Origin of the sequence: Halomonas sp. McH1-25, assembly GCF_022348165.1 — a bacterium.
In the GTDB taxonomy this organism is placed as follows: Bacteria; Pseudomonadota; Gammaproteobacteria; order Pseudomonadales; family Halomonadaceae; genus Modicisalibacter.
Genome location: NZ_JAKRFI010000001.1, coordinates 682316 through 702070, shown reverse-complemented (window position 1 = coordinate 702070; position 19755 = coordinate 682316). Strand labels below are relative to the sequence as shown.

Below are 19755 nucleotides of genomic sequence, written 5' to 3'. Positions count from 1 at the left end.
ATATGCGGAGAGAGGCGGGCAACGACTTGAAGCCCGATGCAGAGCAGAGCGGGAACTAAAAAGGCCCGCCGATTGGCGAGCCCTTGGTATGACTTACTGCTTTTTACGTATGTGTCGCAGTATGAAAAGAAGTATAAGCTCAACCTGACAAAACGGTCAAGAGGGTAAACCATGCCTTTTTGTGAAATTCCCCTCTCTTTTTTCCCAATTTTTCCTGGCTCTGATCGCTTCTGATTTCTCTTTATACGCGCCCAAGTAAATCTTAGGGCCTTGGGCTATCCATCTTCTGCGTTTTTCGCACCAGTAAACGCCATTCGCGCCACTAGTGTTATTGGGGTTCATCCTTCTGTTTCTCGAGTTGAGCTGAGGTGTAACAACGCGCAGGTTCTCAAGACGGTTATCTATTCCATCCCCATTTAGATGATCCACCATCATCCCTTTTGGAACAGTGATGCCGTGCATGGCTAGAACTACGGTATGACCAGGAAGCTTTACGCCATCAATGCTTAACCTGACATACGAGGTAGACCCTGCTTGATACGCACTGCCAGCTGCCTTTCCTCCATTTTCTTCCAGCCATTTCACATACCGTACAGCGTGTCGAAAATGCTTTGCTGGACGCTCCGCATTCCATCTAAGCACGCCTTCGTCAGCGTCATAGGAAAAGCATTCCCAGAGGTATTCTCGATCAAGCTTCTTTAGCTTCTCTGCTGACTCATCAATGTCAGCCGAAACCTCTACTCCTTCTCGCACCCATTCGGATACATCACACGGAAGCCAGTTGCAGAACAGTGCCAATAGGTCGTAGTGCAACCAAATGCCCGGATTGTCATTCGACCTAACTCGCTTTACAAAAGGGCAGCGAGACGCGCCTTCCGCCTTGGTCAGAAGAGTGATTCTGTCTTTAATGCAGCTCATCTTGAGCCACGCAGAGGCATCCTTACCAAAGCGAGAGGCTAGCTGTGAAGCGTTGAACCACTCGCCTTTTGCGAAGGCTACCTTGACTCCATCAAGGGTTTGCTCATGATTCGCCTTCATGCTGCCTCCCGGTCTAGCTCACGAAGTCGCTTTGCCTTGACGATCTCATCCTCAATGGGCTGCATGGCTTCGCTTTCCAGTCTGTCAATCACTACCTGGATTAGCGACCAGACCGGCATCCAGTCTCTTTGCCACTGCAAGACAACAATACTTATACCGAACCATGACTCCATAATGGCTTTGATCTTTTCCGGCCCCCATGATGCGCGCTCACCCGAAAGATCTTCGCTACGCTCCATCAAGGCCACCTTAACCAGATGTTCAACGCGCTCCTTTTTCGCTAGCCGCCAGGCCTTATTGTCATCCCAGTTCGGGATTGCAGACGCGACACGTCGAAAGACTGCTCCGGATGCCATATCCAACCACTGGTTGCACTGCTCAGTATCGGCATTGCACAAAACATGGCCAATGGCAGCCAATTCTTGGCTATCTCTCTCAAGCTGCTGAATGGCGCCATAGATTCGCGCATATTCCGCTTTGTGCTCGAGCGACGTCATGATGCACCGGCCACCACTCACAATGTCATCCCAAGGGCCAGGGGCGCACCGCACTGAGCTATCTGTAGCAAGAGCCCACGCCAGCTTCGGGTTGGATGTAGTCGTCATGCCGCACCTCCTGTCGCTGATTGCTCGGCCACGAATCGCCAGCCTGTTTCCGCATTGCCGTAGATGTGGCATCCCCGGCTACGCAGTACGTTGATGCAGTAGCTGATTTCACTCTCGAGGAGGTCGAGACCGTATTCGCGCTCAAGAGCGGCAGCTATCCACCCGGCACGCATAAAGCGGTGCTCTAGAAACTTCTCTAGGATCAGGTCGGATACCGAAATCTCTTGGCTCATGCCTCACCTCCAATAGCCTGCTTTGCCGATTCTTTGCTTGCGTGCTTATCTGCTACTCGTCGTGCCGCGTTGCCGTCCAGTTCGTCGCCGATCAGCTTTTCGCGGTAATAGACCAGGTACAGCGTTTTGTCGGCGATGCTGTTCTTGGTGATGGCGTAGTCGCCTGATTCGATGCGGTGGCTGTGTACTCGGGACCAATTCATCGCGTCTTCCTCGGGCAGTTCACGTAGCGACGCTCGGGCGGCTTTTCGGTCGTGTCGCTCATTTTCCCTCCCGGGACAATTCGGCCTGATTTGCGCTGGATTGGGCGGTTTCTTTCCCGATTGGGATAAGCGTTACCCAGGTGCCGGTCTCGCTCTTACGGTCGATCTCGGCAGGCTCATGGATGACACGACGCACGCATTCCTCGGTGTCGTCAGCCAACACGCCAGCCTTGACCAGCGCGTCCTCGATCAGCTTGGCGCTCATGCTGTTGTTGCTGGTGTCACGGCGGCGCACGCCCTTGCCGAGCCGGGGGCGGAACACAAGATCCACTTGCCCCTCAACCAGCGAGAGACCGGCCTGGCGAACAGCGGCCAGCGTCGCTTTGGTGGCGTCATCCTTGGCCTTCTTGCGCTTAGCCCAATGAATGCCGGCGTAGATGACATTGGTAGAGGGGCCGAGATAGGGGACGAAGATCTTCATACAGCCTCCACCAGTCCACGCCTTGCCAACTCGGCCAGCGTCAGACATATCGCGTGATCTAACCGGGCGCGACGCTGCTCCCGATCCATACCGGGAGCGTTGTCGATGTCGTGATGACAGGTAGGGCAGATAGCAGCGGTGAGGCAGTCGTCTACCTTCATGCTCATGCCTTTGCCTTGATTTCGGTGAGCGGCCTGCACGCCGTAGCTGCCGCACAAGACACAGCAATCGATCTCATGGACGTTGGCGAGCCACTTGCGGGATCGGTAGGGCTGGGAGCGTTGGCGAAGCATCAGTATTTAGCCTCCACACCATCGAGACGCTTCCAGTAGCGATGCATGACTATCTTTCCGCTGGGCAGTAGGTAGCCGCGAAAATGGTAGTTCTCGTTGTCCCAAAGAGCCTTCGTTCCGGGGTGCAGCTTGAAGATGTCCATTGCCTGACGGGCTGCGTCCTCGCGCTTCACGCGACGATCACGGCGTACTGCTAGGAGCCAGAAACCGATAACCAACATCACCATGCTGGCAACTAGAAACCATCCGTTCATGCCTGCGCTTCCTCTCTCGGCAATACCTGACCAGTCAGCTTGAAGCGCTCCGGACAACCGAAGCCGTCATAAGGCCCCAAAGTGGAAATGCTATGCCCGTCAAAATGAAGCCGTACAAGGCAGGCAGCAATCTGGCACCCACTGAGATCGATGCCGACGCCTTGTAGGTAGCTATCAATGGTCTCGATGGTGTGAGCCTCTCTATCACCCAGCACCTCCAACACTTCTGCGACGCCTTCACTACCTATCTCTGCGGCTTCCACGCCAACCTGAGACTCGAAGGGCTCACCAGCTAGCTTGTTACTCCAGAACGCCATTTCTTCATGGATCCCCATTACGCGGCCTCCCTAATCTGCTCATAAGCCTTCAATGCCGGATCGCTCCAGCGCACTTGATGATCAGCGCCGAACGCATGGATCAGCTCGACCAAATCGGAGAACTCGGCTTTGTTCATCTTTGAGGTGCGGCCACCAACCATGATGAAGCCGCCATCGATGCCCGGAACGACCTTCTGCCGCTTGAGCGAGACGGTAAAAACGTCCTTCCATTCCTCGCTAGACAGGTGCTGGCCGTACCACTCCACCTGCTCGGATACGTCGCGGAGGATGGCCCATAGGAGGCGGTTCTGGTCCGTGGTGCGCTTCTGCTTCGGACGGCGCAGGGCTATCTCGATTTCACCTTTCTGCAGACCTTGGCTGCCCATACGGGCAACCATGGCGAGGGTGGATTGCAGGTCGCCGAGCGTCTGGACGCGATAGACGTGTTCTTTACTCATGCGCCCCTCCGCTCGTCACGGCCACGCATGAATGCCCACACGCACAGCAGGACGAAGAGGTAGATGGCGATTCCGATAAGCCAGGTCATGAGCGCGGCTCCTTTCCCTTTCTGTCTACGATGTGGACTTGGCGCTCGTCGTCGTAAAACTTGAGCAGGTAGCCCGCTTGCCACTCAATGTCCCTGGCATGGTGGCGATCAAGAATCCACAACTTGAGTTCCTGTCTACTCTTGAAGCCTCGTGCGTAGTGCGTAGTGGCCCCGCAGCGCACGAAATACCGGCAGCCCCTGTCGGATGGCAGTGTTGAAAGGTCGAAAGGGAAGCTCATGCCGCCACCTCCATCTCGACAATCACGATCAGCGCCGGCACGTAGCGGTCGGGTACTGGGCGAACGTCATGCATCCAGCGGCTAACGTGGCTCTCTCGCGTCTCGAGGTATTCGGCGATGCGGCGTTGGCCGCCCAAGCGGCGGCAGGCGCTGATGAGCAAGTCACGACGCCATGCGCGATCCGCAGCGGAATAGCGACCGATTGCCTGACCGGCCATGACTGGTTTCTTACCCAGGTCGTATGCAGTCAGCTTCACTTGCCACCTCCCAGCCATGCCCGGCCTTTCTCGGTCAGTGCCAGGACGCCACGGGGCGGTGAGCCGACGTTGCCGATATGCTCGATCAGGCCGCGCTCAGCTAGCTCGACGACGCGCGGACAGATGACGTTGATCGCGATGCCGGTCATGAGCGCCAATTCCTGGCGAGTGGCCTTGCCGTGGTGCTGAAGAGCCTTACCAATCTGCTTTTGCTTCGTTGCCTTGCTGTCCGCTACGAAGGCATGGGCAATGCGTGAGTTTTCGGCGATCATGCGGCGTCTCCCATGGCAGCGGCGGCGCGGACGATGGCGCGGCGAGTGGCGGCCAAGCGGTCGCCTTCGTACCACTCCATTGCCTCTATATCGATGTTGCCGGCCGGGCTGGCGAAGACGTGGGTGGAGTACGTCTCCAGCCCGATGTTCAGCTCGACCATCAGCCGGAACGCATCGCCGTCGTCCTCGAGCGGATTCCACTGAAATGGGTCGTAGTTATCTGCCGGGTTAGGCCCATTGACGACGTAGAACTTCGGTCCTATCCATCCGTGAATGCGGAGACCCGCAGCCTTGGCCGCCTTCTCCAACAATTCGCGATCGGTCATACCGCCACCCCCTCTTCTTGTTCTTGGTCGATCAGTTCGCCGCCGTCGATGCGGAGGAGGCAGTTCGCGTTGTAGTAGGCGTTAAGCTCACCAAGCAGCCAGTAATCCCCTGGCAATGCCATCCCGGCATATTCGCCCTGCGTAACCTCTGTTCCTTTCGGAACCATTCGAACGCAGGTGCCGGTCTTGCCGATTTCCTTGGGGTCGAGACAGTTGACAACCATCGCCACGCATCCGGGCTCTAATGGCTTCATATCAAAACCCTCCCGCAACGGCGGCATGGAGCAGGGCAGCCATGCCGAACACGGCGCCGTGCAGTACGATGAAAATGGTTGCGGTCTTCATGCGGCGTTCCTCCCTCTCCATGCCTTTACGGCGCTGCGTGAGCGGCGCTCGTTGGCCCGCTTTGCCCATGCGTGATACACGCCAGTCGGCAGACGCTTGCGCATCGTGCGGACGACCCACGTAGGGGAGACGCCAAAGCCGTGCTGCGCCTTGATGTGCGCGGCGATTTCCTGGCTGGAGTAATCCATGATTGCCAGGTCGTAGAGGTCGTCGTAGACGTAGGCTGGATAGACCCAGCGGCCTGTATTCTCTTTCTTGGCGAGCCGGAGGTAGCCCGCCTTACTGGTAATTGCGCGGAGGCTGCGATGCGGGCCGGGCTTTTCAACCTGAATCCGCTTGCTATCCCAACCGGGCTGGCCGTAATGAGCGGCCAGGAAGTCCAGCTCTTCGCGTGTCCAGATAGGGCCTTTCATGCGGACCTCCGCTTTAGTTCATCTGCTTGAGCCAGCATCTCTTTGCGACGCTCTTCGATCTGGTGCACGCGCTCTTGCTCAGCGCGGTCCTTTTCTTCGTCAATGCTGTTGAGCAAGCTGCGCAGATGACGAATGTTCTCCTTGCGCTTCTCGGCTTCCTCTGGCGTCTCAGCAGTGTCTTCATCGAACCCAACGGGGGCCGGCAGCAGATGCTCAACCTTGGGCGCGGGCAGCAGGCCTTTCTTGACGGCTTCGCTAATGGCTTCCTGGCGACGCTCAGGGCTGTAGCCCAGCGATACTTGCCACTCCGGCTTACGCTGCTCGGTCTTGGCTTCCTCAACCTTGCGCTCGTAGGCGGCGATGAACGCCATGCGGGCACCCACCTTGTCGCCCACGTCAAGAATTGGTTGAGCAACGCCCATCGCTTCGGCGGTTTCCTTGGTCCACACCACGGTCTCGTTCTCATCCAGCGACGAAAGGGCCAGCGCCCACGCCTCGTTCGGGCTAAGGAATGCATTTGCACCGGGAATGCGATCGAGGATGGCGGCCAGCGTCAGGCGGCCGGTCAGCTCCGAACGGCAGCGGGCCAACGCCTTCTCGACTTCCTGACGGGAGTATTCGCGCAGGTCTCGAACCATGAGGTTTGCAGCGCCCGGTTTGATCTCGCTGCCCAGCACTTCGGCAGTGGCGTAGAGCTGTTCAAGCAACTGCTCGGCGTCTTGCTTCGTCAAAGGCATGGTCATTCCCCCCAGGTCGCGTTCAGCAGCGCCTTGGCCTCGTCAGCGGCGCTCATGTTGGCTTGCGTGCCGTCCATCTGACGGGCGCGTGTTGCGGTCATCTGGCGACCAGTAACCCACTGCGTGTATATCGTTTCGCAGTCAGCCAGCAGGGTGCCGACACAGTGGCCCTTGGCGACGTAGTACTGCGAGTTGATGGACAGGTAATACGCGGCAACGCCGGGTGCGTTATCAGCACCAACCCGGTCAACCAGTTGGGAGAATTGGCCGGCAACCTTGGCATTCCAAAGCGGGTAAGCACCGTAACGACGCTCGTAAATCACGGCGTAGTTGACCCAGGCCTTGTAGGTCTTGGCGTTCGGATCTTTGGGTCCAGGCAGGTCGCCAGGGATATGGCAGCGCGGCTGTTCAGTGGGACGAAATGCGACCACATTCGACGATGCGGCCTGCGCGTCAGCGCCGGCTGCTAACGGTTCATTGACAGGTTCACTGACAGATTCAGAAGAGTGACAGGTTATGGGGTCAGCGGTTGACCCGGGGGGTAGGTCAGCGGCTGATACACCCCGGTCAGCGGCTGATACATCTTGCGACAGCGGTTGACCCCGGTCAGCGGTTGACCCCTTGGACTTGCCAGGGCGCTTGGGCTTGCTGCGCTCTAGCGTTTTGCCTTCATCAAGGGTTAGCTTGTAGGCGTTGCTGCTTTGGTATCCCGGGCGCTTGCGCTCCTGGATTACCAAATAACCCGCGTCTGCCAGGGCTTTAATGTGGCCCTTTACAGTACTGCGCCCCATCTCACACTGGTCGGCGATATGCTGATACGAGGGGAAGCACTCCCCCTGATCGTTTGCATTATCAGCGAGCTTGAGCAGAACCAGCTTGCGGTTGGCGTTGCCTACCTTAATGCCGAACGCCTTAGCCATAAGAAGCATGCTCATCAGAACGGCACCTCTAGCGTGGTTGGCTTCTTGCTTACAAGAACGCCATTAACTTGTTCGTGTGCTGCGGCATGACGCGAGCGAGCGGAGATATGCCCGACCATGTGGTCAGGTGCCATTTCTCCCGTGGCGGCATACGTTAGAAAGGCCCACTCGATCTCATTGATAGATGCGTGAAAAAACTCACGGCTTTCAGAGATGCGGAATGGTTCCAGGGTTTTATGGATGAAGGCTTCGGCTCGGATGCAGTCTGGAAACCAGTCCGCATACATGCAGTCAAACTCCATCGGCACGCCGGTGGTGTATAGCTGCCGCATGCGCAGCTCGATGTTCTTTGTGGTTCGCCCGACCTTGAAAACGTTCTCGGCCATCAACCCGTTAGCAAGAACATAAACCCAGCCTGCATTCTGGAAATACTCTTCAGGCGACATATGGAATAGTTGGTATGCGCGCCCTTTGGTCATTTCTGGGCAGTACTGCCGGCATCCTTCCCAGTAGTCTTCGAATGACTGTTCGGCGCTGCTGGCTTCGGGGAACTTGTAAATCTCTGCGGTGTTACTCATAATGTTTCCATCCTCACGTGGATGAAGCCCGGTTCTGGTTGGTCGCCTGCCGGGCTTCGTTGCATTTAGCGTTTCACTTCTCTCGGCTGGCTCATCTCCTTCAAAACGGCGGAGAGGTCGCACAGCGCATTGATTTCTTCCTGCACTACTTGCTCGATCTGCCCGCGCTCCTTGGCGTCGATCTGCCCGTCTGCCAGCGCATCACGAACCGTTTTCGCAACCACGCCGACCGACACTTGGTGATTCATCACCAAATCGAAAAGCGATACGTCTTCGCCTGGCTGAGAAGCCGGCACAGCGATCATTCCCAACTCATCAAGCAGCGGCTGCACGCAGCGCACGTCCTGGGTCAAGCGGACCATCAGGTAGTACTTGGCGAGCGAGATATGACGGTCATTGACCGGATTAAGCTGGTTGGCCAACACATGGCGGCTTACGCCCATGTCGGCAGCGAGAGAGGCAATGCCATGCTCTAGCGCGACGTCGTGGAGTGACTCTGTGAATTTATCCATGTGTTACGGCTCGCGGTTGTGTAACGTTTTTTAAATTGCTAAATGGCGATAAGCTGAAATTGTTGTTAGGCGATGGATCTTTCGCCGAAGACATCAGGACGAAGGTCGACAGCGGTAACGGTGCCGGCGCTCGCAACAACAACACGCTGCACGCGAGTAGCCGGAACCTTTCCACTAACCACCCATTGCTGGACGGCTTGCTGGGAAACACCGCAAGCACGAGCAAGGGCGCTCTGGCTTCCAACCGCCTTAATGGCCTTTTCAAGGGCTTTGCGGGAGTTCATGGCCTTCTCTCCAAGAAATTCTTGTAATAGGATAGCGCCATGACAAGTGCTTTACAAGCCAGTCTTGTTTTCCCAACTACAAGCAGTCCTTGTATCCTTCAAGGTGCTACCAGAGCCCACAGATACAGGGATTCGCGCGGCCAAATGAGCTTTTCAGAACGATTAAAAATTGCGCTGACCAGAGCGGGGATGACACAAACCGACCTGGCCAAGCGTCTTGATGTTTCCGCTCAGACCGTTCAGCAGTGGGCTGCAGGGAAAACAACACCGCGCTCTAAGCGCTTGGAAGATGTGGCTGCGGCATTGCGCGCAAGTCCGCAATGGCTGCTTCTAGGGGAGGGCAAGGCTTTCGCCGGCGGTGAGCACGAGCTTGTTATGCATGAGACGGAGATCATCGATCAGGACACACCGCCGTCTCCAGACGAAATAGACCTACCTTGCTTCCGGGAAGTGGAGTTTGCAGCGGGTGAAGGGCGCACCCAGGTCATAGAGAATCATGGACACACTATGCGGTTCAGTCTGTCGCGCCTTGCGCGCGCCGGCGTCAATCCGAATATGGCGGCTTGCGCCACTGCTTCGGGAAAGTCGATGGAGCCGACAATCCTGGATGGCAGTCCTATCGGTATCGACAAAGGCACAACACATGTCATCGATGGAAAAATTTATGCCCTGGATCACGGCGGGATGCTGCGAATCAAGCGGCTTTACAAGATGCCCTTGGGCAAGATACGGCTCGTCAGTGATAACGCAGACGAGTACCCCGAAGAGATACACGGCCTCATGGGGCCGGACGCCCCGCGCATTATAGGGCGCGTCTTTTGGTGGGAAGTCTTTGACTAACACCTAGCTCGCTACACCGAAGCCGCCTCCGGGCGGTTTTTTTGCGTCATTGTATGCTTGCATTGCATGTATGTTATGCTTGCATTTTATACGGCGCGAGAAGCGGGTATGGCTAACCAATCAAAGGCGGTAGGCGGGAAGGCAAGAGCGGAGAAGCTCTCACCAGAGAGGCGCAAGGAGATTGCCAGGAAGGCTGCGGAGAGCCGATGGGAAAAAGCCAGCGGGCTTCCAAAGGCCCTATTTGGTTCCGGCGAAACCCCGTTGATGGTGGGAGGAATTCCCGTTGACTGCTATGTGCTGGATGATGGGCGTCGCGTTCTTACGCAGGAGAGCTTTCTAGTCGCGATGGGGCGTGCTGCTAAAGCAAAAGGCGGCCATGGAGTCAGAACAAGCGTCGACAAGACCCCTCCATTCCTTGCCGCTTCTAATCTTAAGCCTTTGATAGAAAAGGAAATATCCGGGTCGACAGACCCTATAGAATTTGTGACGACAAAGGGTGTGCGAATCCTGGGCTTCCCGGCTGAATTGCTTCCTCAGATCTGCCGGATTTATCTCGCTGCGCGTGATGAAGGCATTCTCCACCCAAGGCAGCGGCACATTGCAGAACGTGCTGACATCTTAGTCAGGGCCTTAGCCAGCGTCGGTATTGCCGCGCTGGTTGATGAGGCAACGGGCTATCAAGAGGTGCGCGACAGGCAAGCACTAAGCGCCTTGCTTGATCAGTACATCAATCAAGAGCTGGCAGCCTGGGCGAAGCGGTTTCCAGACGAATTCTACCGTCAGATGTTTCGTCTTCGTGGCTGGCAGTACCCTACGGCCTCTGGCGCAAGACCGGGAATTGTGGGCAGGTACACAACCGACATAGTGTATGACCGGCTTGCCCCGGGGATCGTCAACGAGCTAGAAAAACTGAATCCTAAGAATGATCGCGGGAACAGGCGCGCAAAGCATCACCAGTTCCTTACTGATGAGGTGGGACATCCCGCCCTGGCTCAGCACCTTCACGCAGTCATTACGCTCATGCGAGCCAGTAGTAGCTGGGAACAGTTCAAGCACCTTCTCGACCTGTCGCTACCCCGCAAGGGCGATAGCTTGCAGCTTGAACTGACCTAGACATCAATCCCAAAGCTCTACCCGCCCATCGAGGCGGGTTTTTTTCGTCTTGCAGAACAAGGGAATACAAGTTTTGTTTGTTTATTTCTTGTTTTGTGCTTGCAAGAACAAGAAATACTTGTAGACTGATGAATCATGGAAACGGGCAAGCGCCCACCGGCAGGAAGCCGACGCTCTTTAAAAATTAGGTAGCCCCAACAGCACGTAGCGTGGAGAGCGCGAGGGCCGAGGGGAGTACGCCAACCGGGGCTGTCGAAGTACCGGGAAAGATTCAGCGCCTTGCCACGGCAGGGCGCATCCATAAGCCCATTCACCGAGTGGGTTTCTGGATGAAACAGGAGGTGGCTATGGAACCACTTACGAAAGGTCAGGCGCGTGTGCTCGAGATGATCGAAGGCTTTCGGGATCGGCACGGTCGCCCACCGACCCGCCAAGAAATGGCCGACCACTTCGGCTGGGCATCGCCGAATGCGGCACAGGATTACATCAAGATTCTGGCGCGCAAGGGCGCGATCAAGTGGACGAAGCGCAAGGCGAGGGGTGTATGCCGGAACGACGCACCGGACTTTCTGATGCTGCAGGCGGGCGGTTGAGCATCGGGTAACAGCGGCTTCCACGGAGGCCGCATCCACCTAGCGCTTCGGTGAGGCGTTAGATGGATGACAAGGGAGGCAGCAATGAGTGATCGAGAATTGGTAATGCATGGGCCGGTCGTGTTTGAGCTGAAAGTTCACATCATGAATCCAGACACCGGACAAAGGGCTGTCGTTACAGTTGGTATGGGTGCTGGCAAGTATCCAACGCCTGATGAAGTGGCTGCGCGGGTGGCTCAGCTTGAGGAGGGTGAGCTGGAAAAACATGCGCCTGGCTTTGAATTGATGGATCGGCGCGAGTTCATGGCTGACCTGATGGAAGAGCATTCCGGCCATCGAGTGCATGTCGCCTGCCCGAAGGATTGGAATCAAATCGAAGACTGAGCAACACGCGGCACCTGCGATAGTGGCATTAGCGCCCTGGCTCGGGGCTGAGAATACCGGGCCTTTCGGATGGGCTGAATGCGTAGTAGCTACGGTGAGGCGCAGTACGTAGGTAGCCGGACAACCTCAAATCGGCCAGCCCATCACGAAAGCAGAGAGGAGGCGACCAATGTTTGAACTTTGGCGTTTCTTCCTGATGACGGCAGCGGATCCGCGACCGCTGATAGTGAAACCGCTTCCCGAGCCATCAAGGCAACCAAGGGGAGCAGCACTGCCAAGCCGTCAGAGGGAAGTCGATAGATGGGGAGCGCCGTAACTGCCGGTACGCGGGCCGGATTGCTAGCAGGCGCAATGACAGAAATATGCGAAACCCTTGGCTCGCCCGCTGGCCGTAATCAGCGGGCAATCCTCAGACGCTTTCCCTGAGAGCGTCTCGGGATACGGCAAGCAATCTGTATCGATCCCTGCGTACTTCGCCCTCTCCGGAGGGCTTTTTTATGCCAGAGCGTCCACCTGGGGCGCTGCGGCATGAGGAGGAAGGTATGAGTGAGTTTCAGTACGTCCGCGACTACTACCAAGTGCCTGCTGAGTTTGGGCGCCGGGTAGTCGTCAACGGTAAGCCCGGCGTGATCGCTGAGGATCGCGGGCATTACATCGGCGTGCTGTTCGACGCAGACAAGCCGGGGCACATATCGCCCTGCCACCCAGCGTGGCGCGCCGAATACCTGGGTATGGGCAAGGTTCGCAAAATGACGCGCTCCCAGCGTCGCTACAAGCGTTATCTGGAATACGGCGAATGCTTCGACAACTTCCTTGCTTTCTGCCGCTGGGATTCAGAGCCAGATAGAAGCTGGAACCAGTAACCCACCAACCCGCTCCGGCGGGTTTTCTTTTGGAGCTACCAGTGGATCCGCTCGATCCCCGGCTTCGTACATACCGATCAAAAGACGGCTCCATGGAGCGGACGCTGTTACCCGAGATAGCGGCCCTGATCTATTCGGACTGGATCGAGGTCGGCGCAGAACGAGAACAAGCCCATGAGCGGCGCGACCTACCTAGCGATATTCGCGATTGCCCTGCTGCTGATAGCAGCGGTGGCGAGCTACCAACCGAACAAGAAGGAGAAGCGTGATGAGCGTGGACGTGCAGAAGTTAGAGCGATTGGCAAGCGGAGGCGATCCCGAAGGGTTCGGGCAGATAAAGCGGTCGGTTCTGCTGGCATTGATCGAGCGGCTTAAGAAAGCAGAGCGGGAGCTTGGTCGGCTAACTGCGCTCAACGCAGATAAGCCCGGTGAATGGCGATATGTCGGCGACCGACGCCATCAGTGCGGCGGCAGGGTTCTGGCTCGCACTGGCGTAAACGCACGGCCGAACTGGTTTGAGCACGACACGCCCATTCGGTGCGAGGGGTGTGGCTGGCCTGGGCAGATTTTTGCCGAGGATGGCGGCGTCGAATTTATCTGGCATACGGAGAGGGGTCATGAATAGCGCAGACATGGCACGAGGCCGGCTAGGCGTAGGCATACCCTGTCGCGCCTTCATCGAGCTACTGAAACGCGAGCGGCGCAGCCAGCCCATGAGCGTGCAGGAGTGGAATAACGATCAGCGGGAAGTCGAGTACGTAGCCCGTCGGAATGGCGAGAAAGAGCCGTTACTGCGGCTGTGGAGGGTGAGATGAGCGAGCAAAAGTGGACCCCAGCCCCGTGGCAAGCAGCTACCGACATGCCGGGCGCATGGGTTATTTGGCGAGGTGTGCCAGCTGAGGCGGTGCTGGCTGAGTTGTATAGCGATGACATGGGCTATGAGCACAACGCAGAGGCCAACGCTCATCTAATGGCCGCTGCACCGGACATGGCAGCAGCCATCCAGCTTTTCATCGACTCGCTAGAAGGTCGCGATGTGCATCCAGAGGAAGCCATTGGGGCCTTGAGGGCATCGCTGGCCAAGGCCAGAGGAGAGCAGCCATGAACATCACCGACGAAATGGAGCGCATTAAGCAAGGCGATCCGGTCGCGTTGCTGCGCGTGATCCAGTGGGCAGCGTTCGACGAGAACCTGGGGCCTGAGCTGGCGGAAGGGCTGGACAAGCTGATTGGCAGCGACGGGCATTGCCCGGGCGAGGCGCAGGCAGCGGCAGGCTCGGTATGGGCATGCGTCAGAGGGTATCTGGAGAGCAGGGATAGGAGGGTGGCGTGAACGCATACATAGCGCATGACGGCGAGCCGGTGGATGGCGCCTGCCTGGTATTCGCAAGCACGGCGAAAGAAGCCAAGCGCCTGGCTGCGCCAGTGGTTCAAGACTGGAGCAATTGCGAATACATCGATGTTCGCGTGGGTCGCTTCCGGAACCCTGCATGGCTGCTGGAGAACGTGGCGGACAAGGAGAAGCTGGCCAAAGGCGAGCCGCATGTGATCGAGAGTCCGCCGACTTGCAACGCCTGCAACTTATGGCACGACGAGCTTTTCGACGGCTATTGCGAGAGCTGCGCGGACGAGCGCACAGGAGGCAACGATGGATAGAGCAAGCCCCGCGGAGCTTCGCAAGGCGCTGGAGACGGCCAGCGCATACGCCAAGGCAGGCATCCCTTTCGTGCCGATGCCGATCCTCAACGCCAAGCAGCGTGCACAAACCACTCAGGAGTTGGTGCGTCGCATTGAGCAATTGCGGTTAGAGATGGAGGCCAGTGATGGGAAATGCAGCCGTAATCGACATCCATAGCACGCCGGTTCGCTGGCATCAGTTTGAGCCAGACGCAAGCGATCCCGAGTCAATACGTGAGGCAGAGCGCAACGCATACGTCGATGCCTGGGCAAGCGATGAGCTGGCCGAGCAGGCGTATCCGGCACCGTTGGAAGAGTGGATCACCGAACACGCTGACGAGGTTCTCGCAGCATTGCGCGACTACAGGAAAGGCGATCCCGACGAGTTCGAGGCAAGCGCAGGACGGCTTATGAGGCAGCTAGAGAGCATCGTTAAGGAGCAGGTATGAGCGAATTGAAGCGAGTCAGGTTTGACTGTAACGGAAATAACGCGCCCGCCTATGGATGTAACTTGCCGGGCGATAACAGCGGTGAGTACGTACCGTTCGTCGTGGCCCAGGCGCTCTATGTAGCGCTTGAATGCACTACTGGCGAGCTAGAAAAGGTAAAGGATTCGATTGGATATAGAGCCCTAACCCTTGATGTGATTCGCGATGCAAAGGCGGTGATGAAGAAAGCACGCGGCGAGTAAGGATACCCCATTCCTTGGCAGAGGAAGGGGCGGTAGCACAGGTCTGAACTACGTAAGGGAGATTACCACCATGACGAATCAAGTAGCAACGCGGGAGGAGTCGGCTATTCAGGCCGCGCCCGTTCATAACGACGCCAGCGCGATCATTCAGGTTATCGAACGCGCCGCCCTCAACCCTGACGTAGACATCGACAAGATGGAGCGCCTACTGCAGATGCAGGAGCGCATCCTGGCAAAGAACGCCGAATCAGCCTTCCACAAGGCCATGACACAGGCGCAAACGAAGATGCGTCCGGTAGTACGGGACGCCAGCAACGACCAGACACGCAGCCGCTACGCGCGGCTTGAGACCATCGACCGACAGGTGCGCCCTATCTATACCGAGGCCGGTTTCTCGCTGTCATTCGGCACGGCTGATTGCCCTATCCAAGATCACATCAGGATCACTTGCGACGTGTCCCACATCGAGGGCCACACGAAGCAGTATCAGGTCGATATGCCGCTGGATATGTACGGCATGAAAGGCAATCAGAACAAGACGGCAACACACGCCCACGGCTCAACCATGAGCTATGGCCGACGCTACCTGACGCTGATGCTCTTCAATATTCCCATGGCCCATGAGGACGACGATGGCAACGCGGCGGCCCAGTATCGCGCCGTGACGCCATTCCAGGCTGGACAGATTGCCCAGAGCATTAAGGCGTGCCCCGAAGTCACGCAGAAGTGGTTCAGCGAAATGTATGGCGATCCGGTTAACGTCCCGCGCACCAAGTTCGACGGGCTGATGGCTCAGCTAAATAAGATCATCGCGGAGTCAAGCAATGCAAATACTGACTCATGAGCAAGGGAGCGACGCCTGGAGGGAGGCCAGGCTAGGCATCGTCACCATGTCGAACCTGCAATGCCTGATGGTGAACGGTAAGGATAAGTCGGGATTCGGTGTCGAGGCGCTGGGCTACATGAACCAGCTCATTGCCGAGCGGTTTACCGGCGAACTGGAAGACTCGTTCGGCGGCAATCGTCACACGGTACGTGGCCATGAAATGGAGATCACGGCCCGCACCCTCTACGAGGATCGCACCGGCAACACGGTCGAGCAGTGCGGAATCATCATCAACCACGGAGCCGGCTACTCGCCAGACGGACTGGTCGGCAATGACGGCGCTATCGAGATCAAGTCCAAGCTACCCAAATATCAGGTCGAGGTGCTGCTAGGTGGCGAGGTGCCCAAGGAGCATGTCGCCCAGTGCCAGGGCGGGCTCTGGATCAGCGAAAGAGAATGGATTGACTTCATTTCGTACTGGCCAGGCATGCCGCTGTTCGTGAAGCGTGCCTACCGAGACGAGAAGCAGATCAAGGAAATCAGTAAACGGGTCGAGCGCTTCTACGAAGAGATGGAGCGCCGGCTGGATCGAATCATGGCAATGGCCGCATAGGAGGCTGTATGGCAAACGATTTAAACGCATGTCACTTCACCGGACGATTGGGCGCCGACCCTGAGATGCGGTTCTTGCCTTCGGGCGATCCGGTAGCAAACCTCCGCTTGGCAGTCGGCAAGCAGTGGCGCGACAGGGAGAGCGGGGCAAAGCAGGAAGCCACTAGCTGGATCAAATGCGTGGCCTTCAAGAAGACGGCAGAACTTGCCCAACAGTACCTCGCCAAAGGCGCGCAGATCCGTGTTAGCTGCGAAGTCCGTGAAAATAAATGGCAGGACGATAACGGCAATAACCGCTCTGCTATCGAGTTCGTCGTCCGCGACATGCAGTTTCTGGGTGGAGGCAATCAGCAGGGCGGGCAGCAGAACAGCGGGCAAGCCTCGCAGCAGCGCCCACCGCAAGCGCCGCCACAGCAGGGCGGGCAAGCAGGTCCGGCCGGACAGCCTGCGCCTCAAGGCAATTACGGCGCGCCGGCTCCAGGGTCATTCGACGACTTTGATGATGAAATTCCTTTTTAGTAACTATCTGATTTAAAAGGATTTATTTGAAGTTCAGCCCACTCACATCAGAGCCCGCCACGGCGGGTTCTTTCGTGAGCGAGTTACGACAGCGCCCAGCCGGTCAGTGGCGCGAATAACACCGGCAGTCTGTGATCCGCCGACTCCTCGCCTACGGGCGCACCGCCAAGCGGTAGACGGAGGCACAGGCCGTTAGCTGCCACGAGACGGCAGCCATTCTTTCAATGCCTCGCACTCGCGGGGCGTTTTTGTATCTGGAGGCCAAGTGAATGAGCTTTCATTGTTCAGCGGCGTTGGAGGCGGCCTACTCGGAACCAGTTTGCTCGGGTTCCGCACTATCTGCGCCGTCGAAAACCATCCGCACGCCATCGCCGTGCTCAAGCAGCGCCAAGACGACGGCATCCTCGAGCCGTTCCCCATTTGGGACAACGTCTGCACGTTCGACGGATTGCCGTGGCGCGGACGTGTTGGCCTCGTTTCTGGCGGCTTTCCCTGCCAGCGATTCAGCAGCGCAGCGTCTGGACGCAACAACGCTGATGACCTTTGGCCGGAGATGCGGCGCATCGTGGCAGATGTCGCTCCCTGGTACGTATTCGCCGAGAACGTCAAACCGGAGCCAATCGAAGAAGCGGCAGAGGACTGTCGGGCTATGGGTTACCAAACCCGCGCACTTTCCCTTGGCGCGGCAGACCTGGGTGGCGACCACGTTCGGGAGCGGCATTGGCTTCTTGCATACGCCGACGACAAAAGCCAACTACAGCGCTGCATCAATGCAGAAATGGCCGGCGGCACGAGCCTTCGTCCAGGCGTTTGGCAGACCAACCCCAACGAATCAGGAGTGGATGATGGGCTATCCGGCAGGGTGGACCGATACCGCGCCACTGGCAATGGCCAAGTTCCAATCGTGGCGGCGGCTGCACTTTACACACTCGCATTCAGTGAATGAGGAGGCGGCATGAGCACACAAGAATGGCCGGAGGAGCGCATGAATCACATCGGCCAGAACGGTAACGACGGGGCAGCGTACAAGAATCACTGTCATGCCTGCGGGTCAGTCGAAGGCCAATACCACAGCCCCGAATGCCCGGCAGTGAACGCCTTTCAAGCCGGAAGGATTCAACCGGCGCAATCATCCGGCGGCGATAACGACTACTGGGTTGCCAAGATCACCGAGCCTAAGCGCCTCCAGCCCTACCAAGCCGAGTGCGAAGACCTGATTGAGCTTTTCCAATTCAGCTTTGCCGAGGGCAATGCCTTCAAGGCGCTGTGGCGCATGGGCATGGATCGTGTCGCCCAAGGCAAGCCTGGCGATACGCCGCTGCGCAATGCCGAGAAGGTCGCTTATTACGGCCAGCGAATGGTTGTCGCAGAACAAAAGAAGGAGGCCACCCAATGACCGTAGCAGAACGATTACCCACCCCGAGCGATGTCTTGAACAACCAACTGATTACACGACTTGAAGAGATGGAGCGCGAGAAGGCCGAGCTTGCCGAGGAGAACGCCAGGCTCTGGAAGGAGAACGAGAGGCTACGGAAGGGAGAGGCGGCATGAGCGAGTGGGTAAGTGTAGATGAGCGGATGCCTGCAAAGGGCGTAGACGTCCAAGTGTATTGCAGCGACACGAAAGAGCAGATGGTGGCGTTCTTGGTGGGCAACGGGCGTTTTCAGTACGGAACCTATCCAGTGAGCGATGGCTTCGCGGGTTGCCTGATGTGCCAGCCAACACACTGGAAGCCTTTGACGGAGCCACCCAGGTGATTGCCACTACATACACCGAGCGCGACGCCGCTATCAGTCGCATTAACGCAGCCGGCCATATGCCGGTTTCTTTATATCTGTCCGACATTCGGGCTTGGTACGTAACCGAGGAAGGGAAAGACATGCTAGCCATCGCACGCGAGAAAGACGTCATTCAGTGGGCCAAAGATCGCGGCATCTTCGACCACTCCAATCCAGAGAGCCAGCACATCAAGACGTGCGAGGAAGTGCGGGAATTGAGCGAGGCGCTGGCCATACACGACCGACCTGAGATCAAGGATGCGCTGGGCGACATCACCGTAACGCTGATCCTGCAAGCCCATATGCACGGGTGGACGCTGGGCGAGTGCCTAGAATCGGCTTATCAGGTTATCAAGAATCGCAAGGGGCGGATGGTAGGTGGTTTGTTTGTGAAGGAGGAATAGCATGTCTTGTACGGTTGATTTAACCCAGGAAGATATTAAGCGAGTTCTTCATTACAACCCAGAAACAGGTGTCTTTACCTGGCTGCATAGGACTGAAGAATATTTCGCTAACTATCGCTCTTTCAAGAGATGGAATACTAGGTTTGCTGGAAAGCGTGCTGGAACCGTCAAGATAAGCGGAAAAGGCTATCGATTAAGGCAAATCCATGTGAAAGGCAGGGTTCGTAGAGAGCATCGCCTTGCATGGATATATATGACAGGTGATCAACCACCAGAAGACATCGATCACATCAATAGAGATGCCACAGATAACCGGTGGAGCAACCTGAGAGATGGCCATTTAATCAACAAACTCAACAAAAGCAGGCTGACTACAAACACGTCCGGTGTTACGGGGGTTGGTTGGCATAAGCATTACGGAAAATGGCGAACAGGAGTAAAGATCAACGGAAAAACTCATAGCCTTGGGTATTACGACGACAAGGATGAGGCGGAGAGGGTGGTTATTGCCTACCGGGAGAAGCTCGGTTTTTCATCAGGACACGGAAAGGATATTGCATGCTATCACAACATAAATTCCGACTAATCATTGAGCGCTGCTC

The 19755-nt window shown here is 57.1% G+C and carries 41 protein-coding genes; 22 read left to right on the top strand and 19 right to left on the bottom strand.

Features of this window, described 5'->3' with window-relative positions; all coding sequences use genetic code 11:
- Nucleotides 1–156: 156 nt before the first annotated feature.
- The 19 genes from MHM84_RS03625 to MHM84_RS03535 form a co-directional block, all read right to left on the bottom strand.
- Nucleotides 157–1038 carry an HNH endonuclease gene (locus MHM84_RS03625; protein ID WP_239262519.1) on the bottom strand — a complete coding sequence of 294 codons (882 nt, stop codon included), beginning with the start codon at nucleotides 1036–1038 and terminating at the stop codon, nucleotides 157–159.
- Nucleotides 1035–1643 carry a hypothetical protein gene (locus tag MHM84_RS03620; protein WP_239262517.1) on the bottom strand — a complete coding sequence of 203 codons (609 nt, stop codon included), beginning with the start codon at nucleotides 1641–1643 and terminating at the stop codon, nucleotides 1035–1037. The genes MHM84_RS03625 and MHM84_RS03620 overlap by 4 nt, the downstream gene beginning before the upstream one ends.
- The gene (locus MHM84_RS03615) at nucleotides 1640–1876 is read right to left on the bottom strand and encodes a hypothetical protein (RefSeq protein WP_239262515.1); all 237 of its coding nucleotides are present in this window, start codon (nucleotides 1874–1876) and stop codon (nucleotides 1640–1642) included. The genes MHM84_RS03620 and MHM84_RS03615 overlap by 4 nt, the downstream gene beginning before the upstream one ends.
- Nucleotides 1873–2079, bottom strand: coding sequence for a hypothetical protein (locus MHM84_RS03610; protein WP_239262513.1), 207 nt, complete (start codon nucleotides 2077–2079; stop codon nucleotides 1873–1875). Before MHM84_RS03610 ends, MHM84_RS03615 begins: the two co-directional genes overlap by 4 nt.
- 58 nt (nucleotides 2080–2137) lie before the next feature.
- Nucleotides 2138–2560: a hypothetical protein gene (locus tag MHM84_RS03605; RefSeq protein ID WP_239262510.1), complete on the bottom strand. Its 423-nt coding sequence runs from the start codon at nucleotides 2558–2560 to the stop codon at nucleotides 2138–2140.
- A complete protein-coding gene (locus tag MHM84_RS03600; protein ID WP_239262508.1) occupies nucleotides 2557–2853 on the bottom strand; it encodes a hypothetical protein in 297 nt (98 codons plus the stop codon). The genes MHM84_RS03605 and MHM84_RS03600 overlap by 4 nt, the downstream gene beginning before the upstream one ends.
- Entirely contained in the window at nucleotides 2853–3107 is a 255-nt protein-coding gene (locus MHM84_RS03595) for a hypothetical protein (protein WP_239262506.1), read from the bottom strand. Before MHM84_RS03595 ends, MHM84_RS03600 begins: the two co-directional genes overlap by 1 nt.
- A complete protein-coding gene (locus MHM84_RS03590) occupies nucleotides 3104–3442 on the bottom strand; it encodes a hypothetical protein (RefSeq protein ID WP_239262504.1) in 339 nt (112 codons plus the stop codon). Before MHM84_RS03590 ends, MHM84_RS03595 begins: the two co-directional genes overlap by 4 nt.
- Nucleotides 3442–3882, bottom strand: a complete 441-nt coding sequence (locus MHM84_RS03585) for a recombination protein NinB (RefSeq protein WP_239262502.1) — start codon at nucleotides 3880–3882, stop codon at nucleotides 3442–3444. Before MHM84_RS03585 ends, MHM84_RS03590 begins: the two co-directional genes overlap by 1 nt.
- Before the next feature lie 324 nt (nucleotides 3883–4206).
- Entirely contained in the window at nucleotides 4207–4467 is a 261-nt protein-coding gene (locus MHM84_RS03580; RefSeq protein ID WP_239262500.1) for a YdaS family helix-turn-helix protein, read from the bottom strand.
- Nucleotides 4464–4739 (bottom strand): hypothetical protein, encoded by a 276-nt coding sequence (locus tag MHM84_RS03575; RefSeq protein ID WP_239262498.1) that lies wholly within the window; start codon nucleotides 4737–4739, stop codon nucleotides 4464–4466. The genes MHM84_RS03580 and MHM84_RS03575 overlap by 4 nt, the downstream gene beginning before the upstream one ends.
- Nucleotides 4736–5065 carry a hypothetical protein gene (locus tag MHM84_RS03570; protein WP_239262496.1) on the bottom strand — a complete coding sequence of 110 codons (330 nt, stop codon included), beginning with the start codon at nucleotides 5063–5065 and terminating at the stop codon, nucleotides 4736–4738. The genes MHM84_RS03575 and MHM84_RS03570 overlap by 4 nt, the downstream gene beginning before the upstream one ends.
- Nucleotides 5062–5319 carry a hypothetical protein gene (locus MHM84_RS03565; RefSeq protein ID WP_239262494.1) on the bottom strand — a complete coding sequence of 86 codons (258 nt, stop codon included), beginning with the start codon at nucleotides 5317–5319 and terminating at the stop codon, nucleotides 5062–5064. The genes MHM84_RS03570 and MHM84_RS03565 overlap by 4 nt, the downstream gene beginning before the upstream one ends.
- Nucleotides 5320–5406: 87 nt before the next feature.
- The gene (locus MHM84_RS03560) at nucleotides 5407–5823 is read right to left on the bottom strand and encodes a hypothetical protein (protein ID WP_239262491.1); all 417 of its coding nucleotides are present in this window, start codon (nucleotides 5821–5823) and stop codon (nucleotides 5407–5409) included.
- Nucleotides 5820–6560 (bottom strand): hypothetical protein, encoded by a 741-nt coding sequence (locus MHM84_RS03555; RefSeq protein ID WP_239262489.1) that lies wholly within the window; start codon nucleotides 6558–6560, stop codon nucleotides 5820–5822. The genes MHM84_RS03560 and MHM84_RS03555 overlap by 4 nt, the downstream gene beginning before the upstream one ends.
- 2 nt (nucleotides 6561–6562) lie before the next feature.
- Nucleotides 6563–7495 carry a helix-turn-helix domain-containing protein gene (locus MHM84_RS03550; RefSeq protein ID WP_239262487.1) on the bottom strand — a complete coding sequence of 311 codons (933 nt, stop codon included), beginning with the start codon at nucleotides 7493–7495 and terminating at the stop codon, nucleotides 6563–6565.
- Nucleotides 7495–8058 carry a GIY-YIG nuclease family protein gene (locus MHM84_RS03545; protein ID WP_239262485.1) on the bottom strand — a complete coding sequence of 188 codons (564 nt, stop codon included), beginning with the start codon at nucleotides 8056–8058 and terminating at the stop codon, nucleotides 7495–7497. The genes MHM84_RS03550 and MHM84_RS03545 overlap by 1 nt, the downstream gene beginning before the upstream one ends.
- A gap of 65 nt (nucleotides 8059–8123) precedes the next feature.
- Nucleotides 8124–8570, bottom strand: coding sequence for a phage regulatory CII family protein (locus MHM84_RS03540; protein WP_239262483.1), 447 nt, complete (start codon nucleotides 8568–8570; stop codon nucleotides 8124–8126).
- Nucleotides 8571–8635: 65 nt separating this feature from the next.
- Complete coding sequence (locus MHM84_RS03535) at nucleotides 8636–8854, bottom strand: Cro/CI family transcriptional regulator (RefSeq protein ID WP_239262481.1); 219 nt, start codon at nucleotides 8852–8854, stop codon at nucleotides 8636–8638.
- A gap of 144 nt (nucleotides 8855–8998) precedes the next feature.
- Between MHM84_RS03535 and MHM84_RS03530 the strand changes: the two genes are divergently transcribed.
- The 22 genes from MHM84_RS03530 (at nucleotide 8999) to MHM84_RS03425 (ending at nucleotide 19739) form a co-directional block, all read left to right on the top strand.
- The gene (locus MHM84_RS03530) at nucleotides 8999–9694 is read left to right on the top strand and encodes a helix-turn-helix transcriptional regulator (RefSeq protein ID WP_239262478.1); all 696 of its coding nucleotides are present in this window, start codon (nucleotides 8999–9001) and stop codon (nucleotides 9692–9694) included.
- 108 nt (nucleotides 9695–9802) lie between these two features.
- Nucleotides 9803–10807 (top strand): P63C domain-containing protein, encoded by a 1005-nt coding sequence (locus MHM84_RS03525; protein ID WP_239262475.1) that lies wholly within the window; start codon nucleotides 9803–9805, stop codon nucleotides 10805–10807.
- Between the two features lie 347 nt (nucleotides 10808–11154).
- On the top strand, nucleotides 11155–11400 hold the full coding sequence (locus MHM84_RS03520; protein ID WP_239262472.1) for a hypothetical protein: 246 nt from the start codon (nucleotides 11155–11157) through the stop codon (nucleotides 11398–11400).
- An 84-nt stretch (nucleotides 11401–11484) separates the two neighbouring features.
- The gene (locus MHM84_RS03515) at nucleotides 11485–11784 is read left to right on the top strand and encodes a hypothetical protein (RefSeq protein ID WP_239262471.1); all 300 of its coding nucleotides are present in this window, start codon (nucleotides 11485–11487) and stop codon (nucleotides 11782–11784) included.
- A 542-nt stretch (nucleotides 11785–12326) separates the two neighbouring features.
- Nucleotides 12327–12647, top strand: coding sequence for a hypothetical protein (locus MHM84_RS03510; RefSeq protein ID WP_239262470.1), 321 nt, complete (start codon nucleotides 12327–12329; stop codon nucleotides 12645–12647).
- A 41-nt stretch (nucleotides 12648–12688) separates the two neighbouring features.
- Nucleotides 12689–12916, top strand: coding sequence for a hypothetical protein (locus tag MHM84_RS03505; protein ID WP_239262468.1), 228 nt, complete (start codon nucleotides 12689–12691; stop codon nucleotides 12914–12916).
- Nucleotides 12916–13272 carry a hypothetical protein gene (locus MHM84_RS03500; RefSeq protein WP_239262466.1) on the top strand — a complete coding sequence of 119 codons (357 nt, stop codon included), beginning with the start codon at nucleotides 12916–12918 and terminating at the stop codon, nucleotides 13270–13272. The genes MHM84_RS03505 and MHM84_RS03500 overlap by 1 nt, the downstream gene beginning before the upstream one ends.
- On the top strand, nucleotides 13265–13462 hold the full coding sequence (locus MHM84_RS03495; protein ID WP_239262464.1) for a hypothetical protein: 198 nt from the start codon (nucleotides 13265–13267) through the stop codon (nucleotides 13460–13462). The genes MHM84_RS03500 and MHM84_RS03495 overlap by 8 nt, the downstream gene beginning before the upstream one ends.
- Nucleotides 13459–13752 (top strand): hypothetical protein, encoded by a 294-nt coding sequence (locus tag MHM84_RS03490; protein ID WP_239262462.1) that lies wholly within the window; start codon nucleotides 13459–13461, stop codon nucleotides 13750–13752. Before MHM84_RS03495 ends, MHM84_RS03490 begins: the two co-directional genes overlap by 4 nt.
- Nucleotides 13749–13979 (top strand): hypothetical protein, encoded by a 231-nt coding sequence (locus MHM84_RS03485; protein ID WP_239262460.1) that lies wholly within the window; start codon nucleotides 13749–13751, stop codon nucleotides 13977–13979. Before MHM84_RS03490 ends, MHM84_RS03485 begins: the two co-directional genes overlap by 4 nt.
- Nucleotides 13976–14302 (top strand): hypothetical protein, encoded by a 327-nt coding sequence (locus tag MHM84_RS03480; RefSeq protein WP_239262458.1) that lies wholly within the window; start codon nucleotides 13976–13978, stop codon nucleotides 14300–14302. The genes MHM84_RS03485 and MHM84_RS03480 overlap by 4 nt, the downstream gene beginning before the upstream one ends.
- A complete protein-coding gene (locus MHM84_RS03475) occupies nucleotides 14295–14501 on the top strand; it encodes a DUF1382 family protein (protein WP_239262456.1) in 207 nt (68 codons plus the stop codon). The genes MHM84_RS03480 and MHM84_RS03475 overlap by 8 nt, the downstream gene beginning before the upstream one ends.
- Nucleotides 14470–14772, top strand: coding sequence for a hypothetical protein (locus MHM84_RS03470; RefSeq protein WP_239262454.1), 303 nt, complete (start codon nucleotides 14470–14472; stop codon nucleotides 14770–14772). The genes MHM84_RS03475 and MHM84_RS03470 overlap by 32 nt, the downstream gene beginning before the upstream one ends.
- Entirely contained in the window at nucleotides 14769–15014 is a 246-nt protein-coding gene (locus MHM84_RS03465) for a hypothetical protein (protein WP_239262451.1), read from the top strand. The genes MHM84_RS03470 and MHM84_RS03465 overlap by 4 nt, the downstream gene beginning before the upstream one ends.
- A gap of 70 nt (nucleotides 15015–15084) precedes the next feature.
- Entirely contained in the window at nucleotides 15085–15858 is a 774-nt protein-coding gene (locus tag MHM84_RS03460) for an ERF family protein (RefSeq protein WP_239262449.1), read from the top strand.
- Nucleotides 15839–16453: a lambda exonuclease family protein gene (locus MHM84_RS03455; RefSeq protein WP_239262447.1), complete on the top strand. Its 615-nt coding sequence runs from the start codon at nucleotides 15839–15841 to the stop codon at nucleotides 16451–16453. Before MHM84_RS03460 ends, MHM84_RS03455 begins: the two co-directional genes overlap by 20 nt.
- Before the next feature lie 8 nt (nucleotides 16454–16461).
- The gene (gene ssb, locus MHM84_RS03450) at nucleotides 16462–16971 is read left to right on the top strand and encodes a single-stranded DNA-binding protein (RefSeq protein ID WP_239262445.1); all 510 of its coding nucleotides are present in this window, start codon (nucleotides 16462–16464) and stop codon (nucleotides 16969–16971) included.
- Nucleotides 16972–17236: 265 nt separating this feature from the next.
- The gene (locus MHM84_RS03445; protein ID WP_239262443.1) at nucleotides 17237–17917 is read left to right on the top strand and encodes a DNA cytosine methyltransferase; all 681 of its coding nucleotides are present in this window, start codon (nucleotides 17237–17239) and stop codon (nucleotides 17915–17917) included.
- Nucleotides 17918–17926: 9 nt separating this feature from the next.
- Nucleotides 17927–18367: a hypothetical protein gene (locus tag MHM84_RS03440; RefSeq protein WP_239262441.1), complete on the top strand. Its 441-nt coding sequence runs from the start codon at nucleotides 17927–17929 to the stop codon at nucleotides 18365–18367.
- Nucleotides 18364–18522, top strand: a complete 159-nt coding sequence (locus tag MHM84_RS03435; RefSeq protein ID WP_239262439.1) for a DNA replication initiation control protein YabA — start codon at nucleotides 18364–18366, stop codon at nucleotides 18520–18522. Before MHM84_RS03440 ends, MHM84_RS03435 begins: the two co-directional genes overlap by 4 nt.
- Nucleotides 18523–18682: 160 nt before the next feature.
- Complete coding sequence (locus MHM84_RS21565) at nucleotides 18683–19153, top strand: MazG-like family protein (protein WP_239262437.1); 471 nt, start codon at nucleotides 18683–18685, stop codon at nucleotides 19151–19153.
- A 1-nt stretch (nucleotide 19154) separates the two neighbouring features.
- Nucleotides 19155–19739, top strand: coding sequence for an HNH endonuclease (locus tag MHM84_RS03425; protein WP_239262435.1), 585 nt, complete (start codon nucleotides 19155–19157; stop codon nucleotides 19737–19739).
- The last annotated feature ends 16 nt before the right edge of the window (nucleotides 19740–19755 follow it).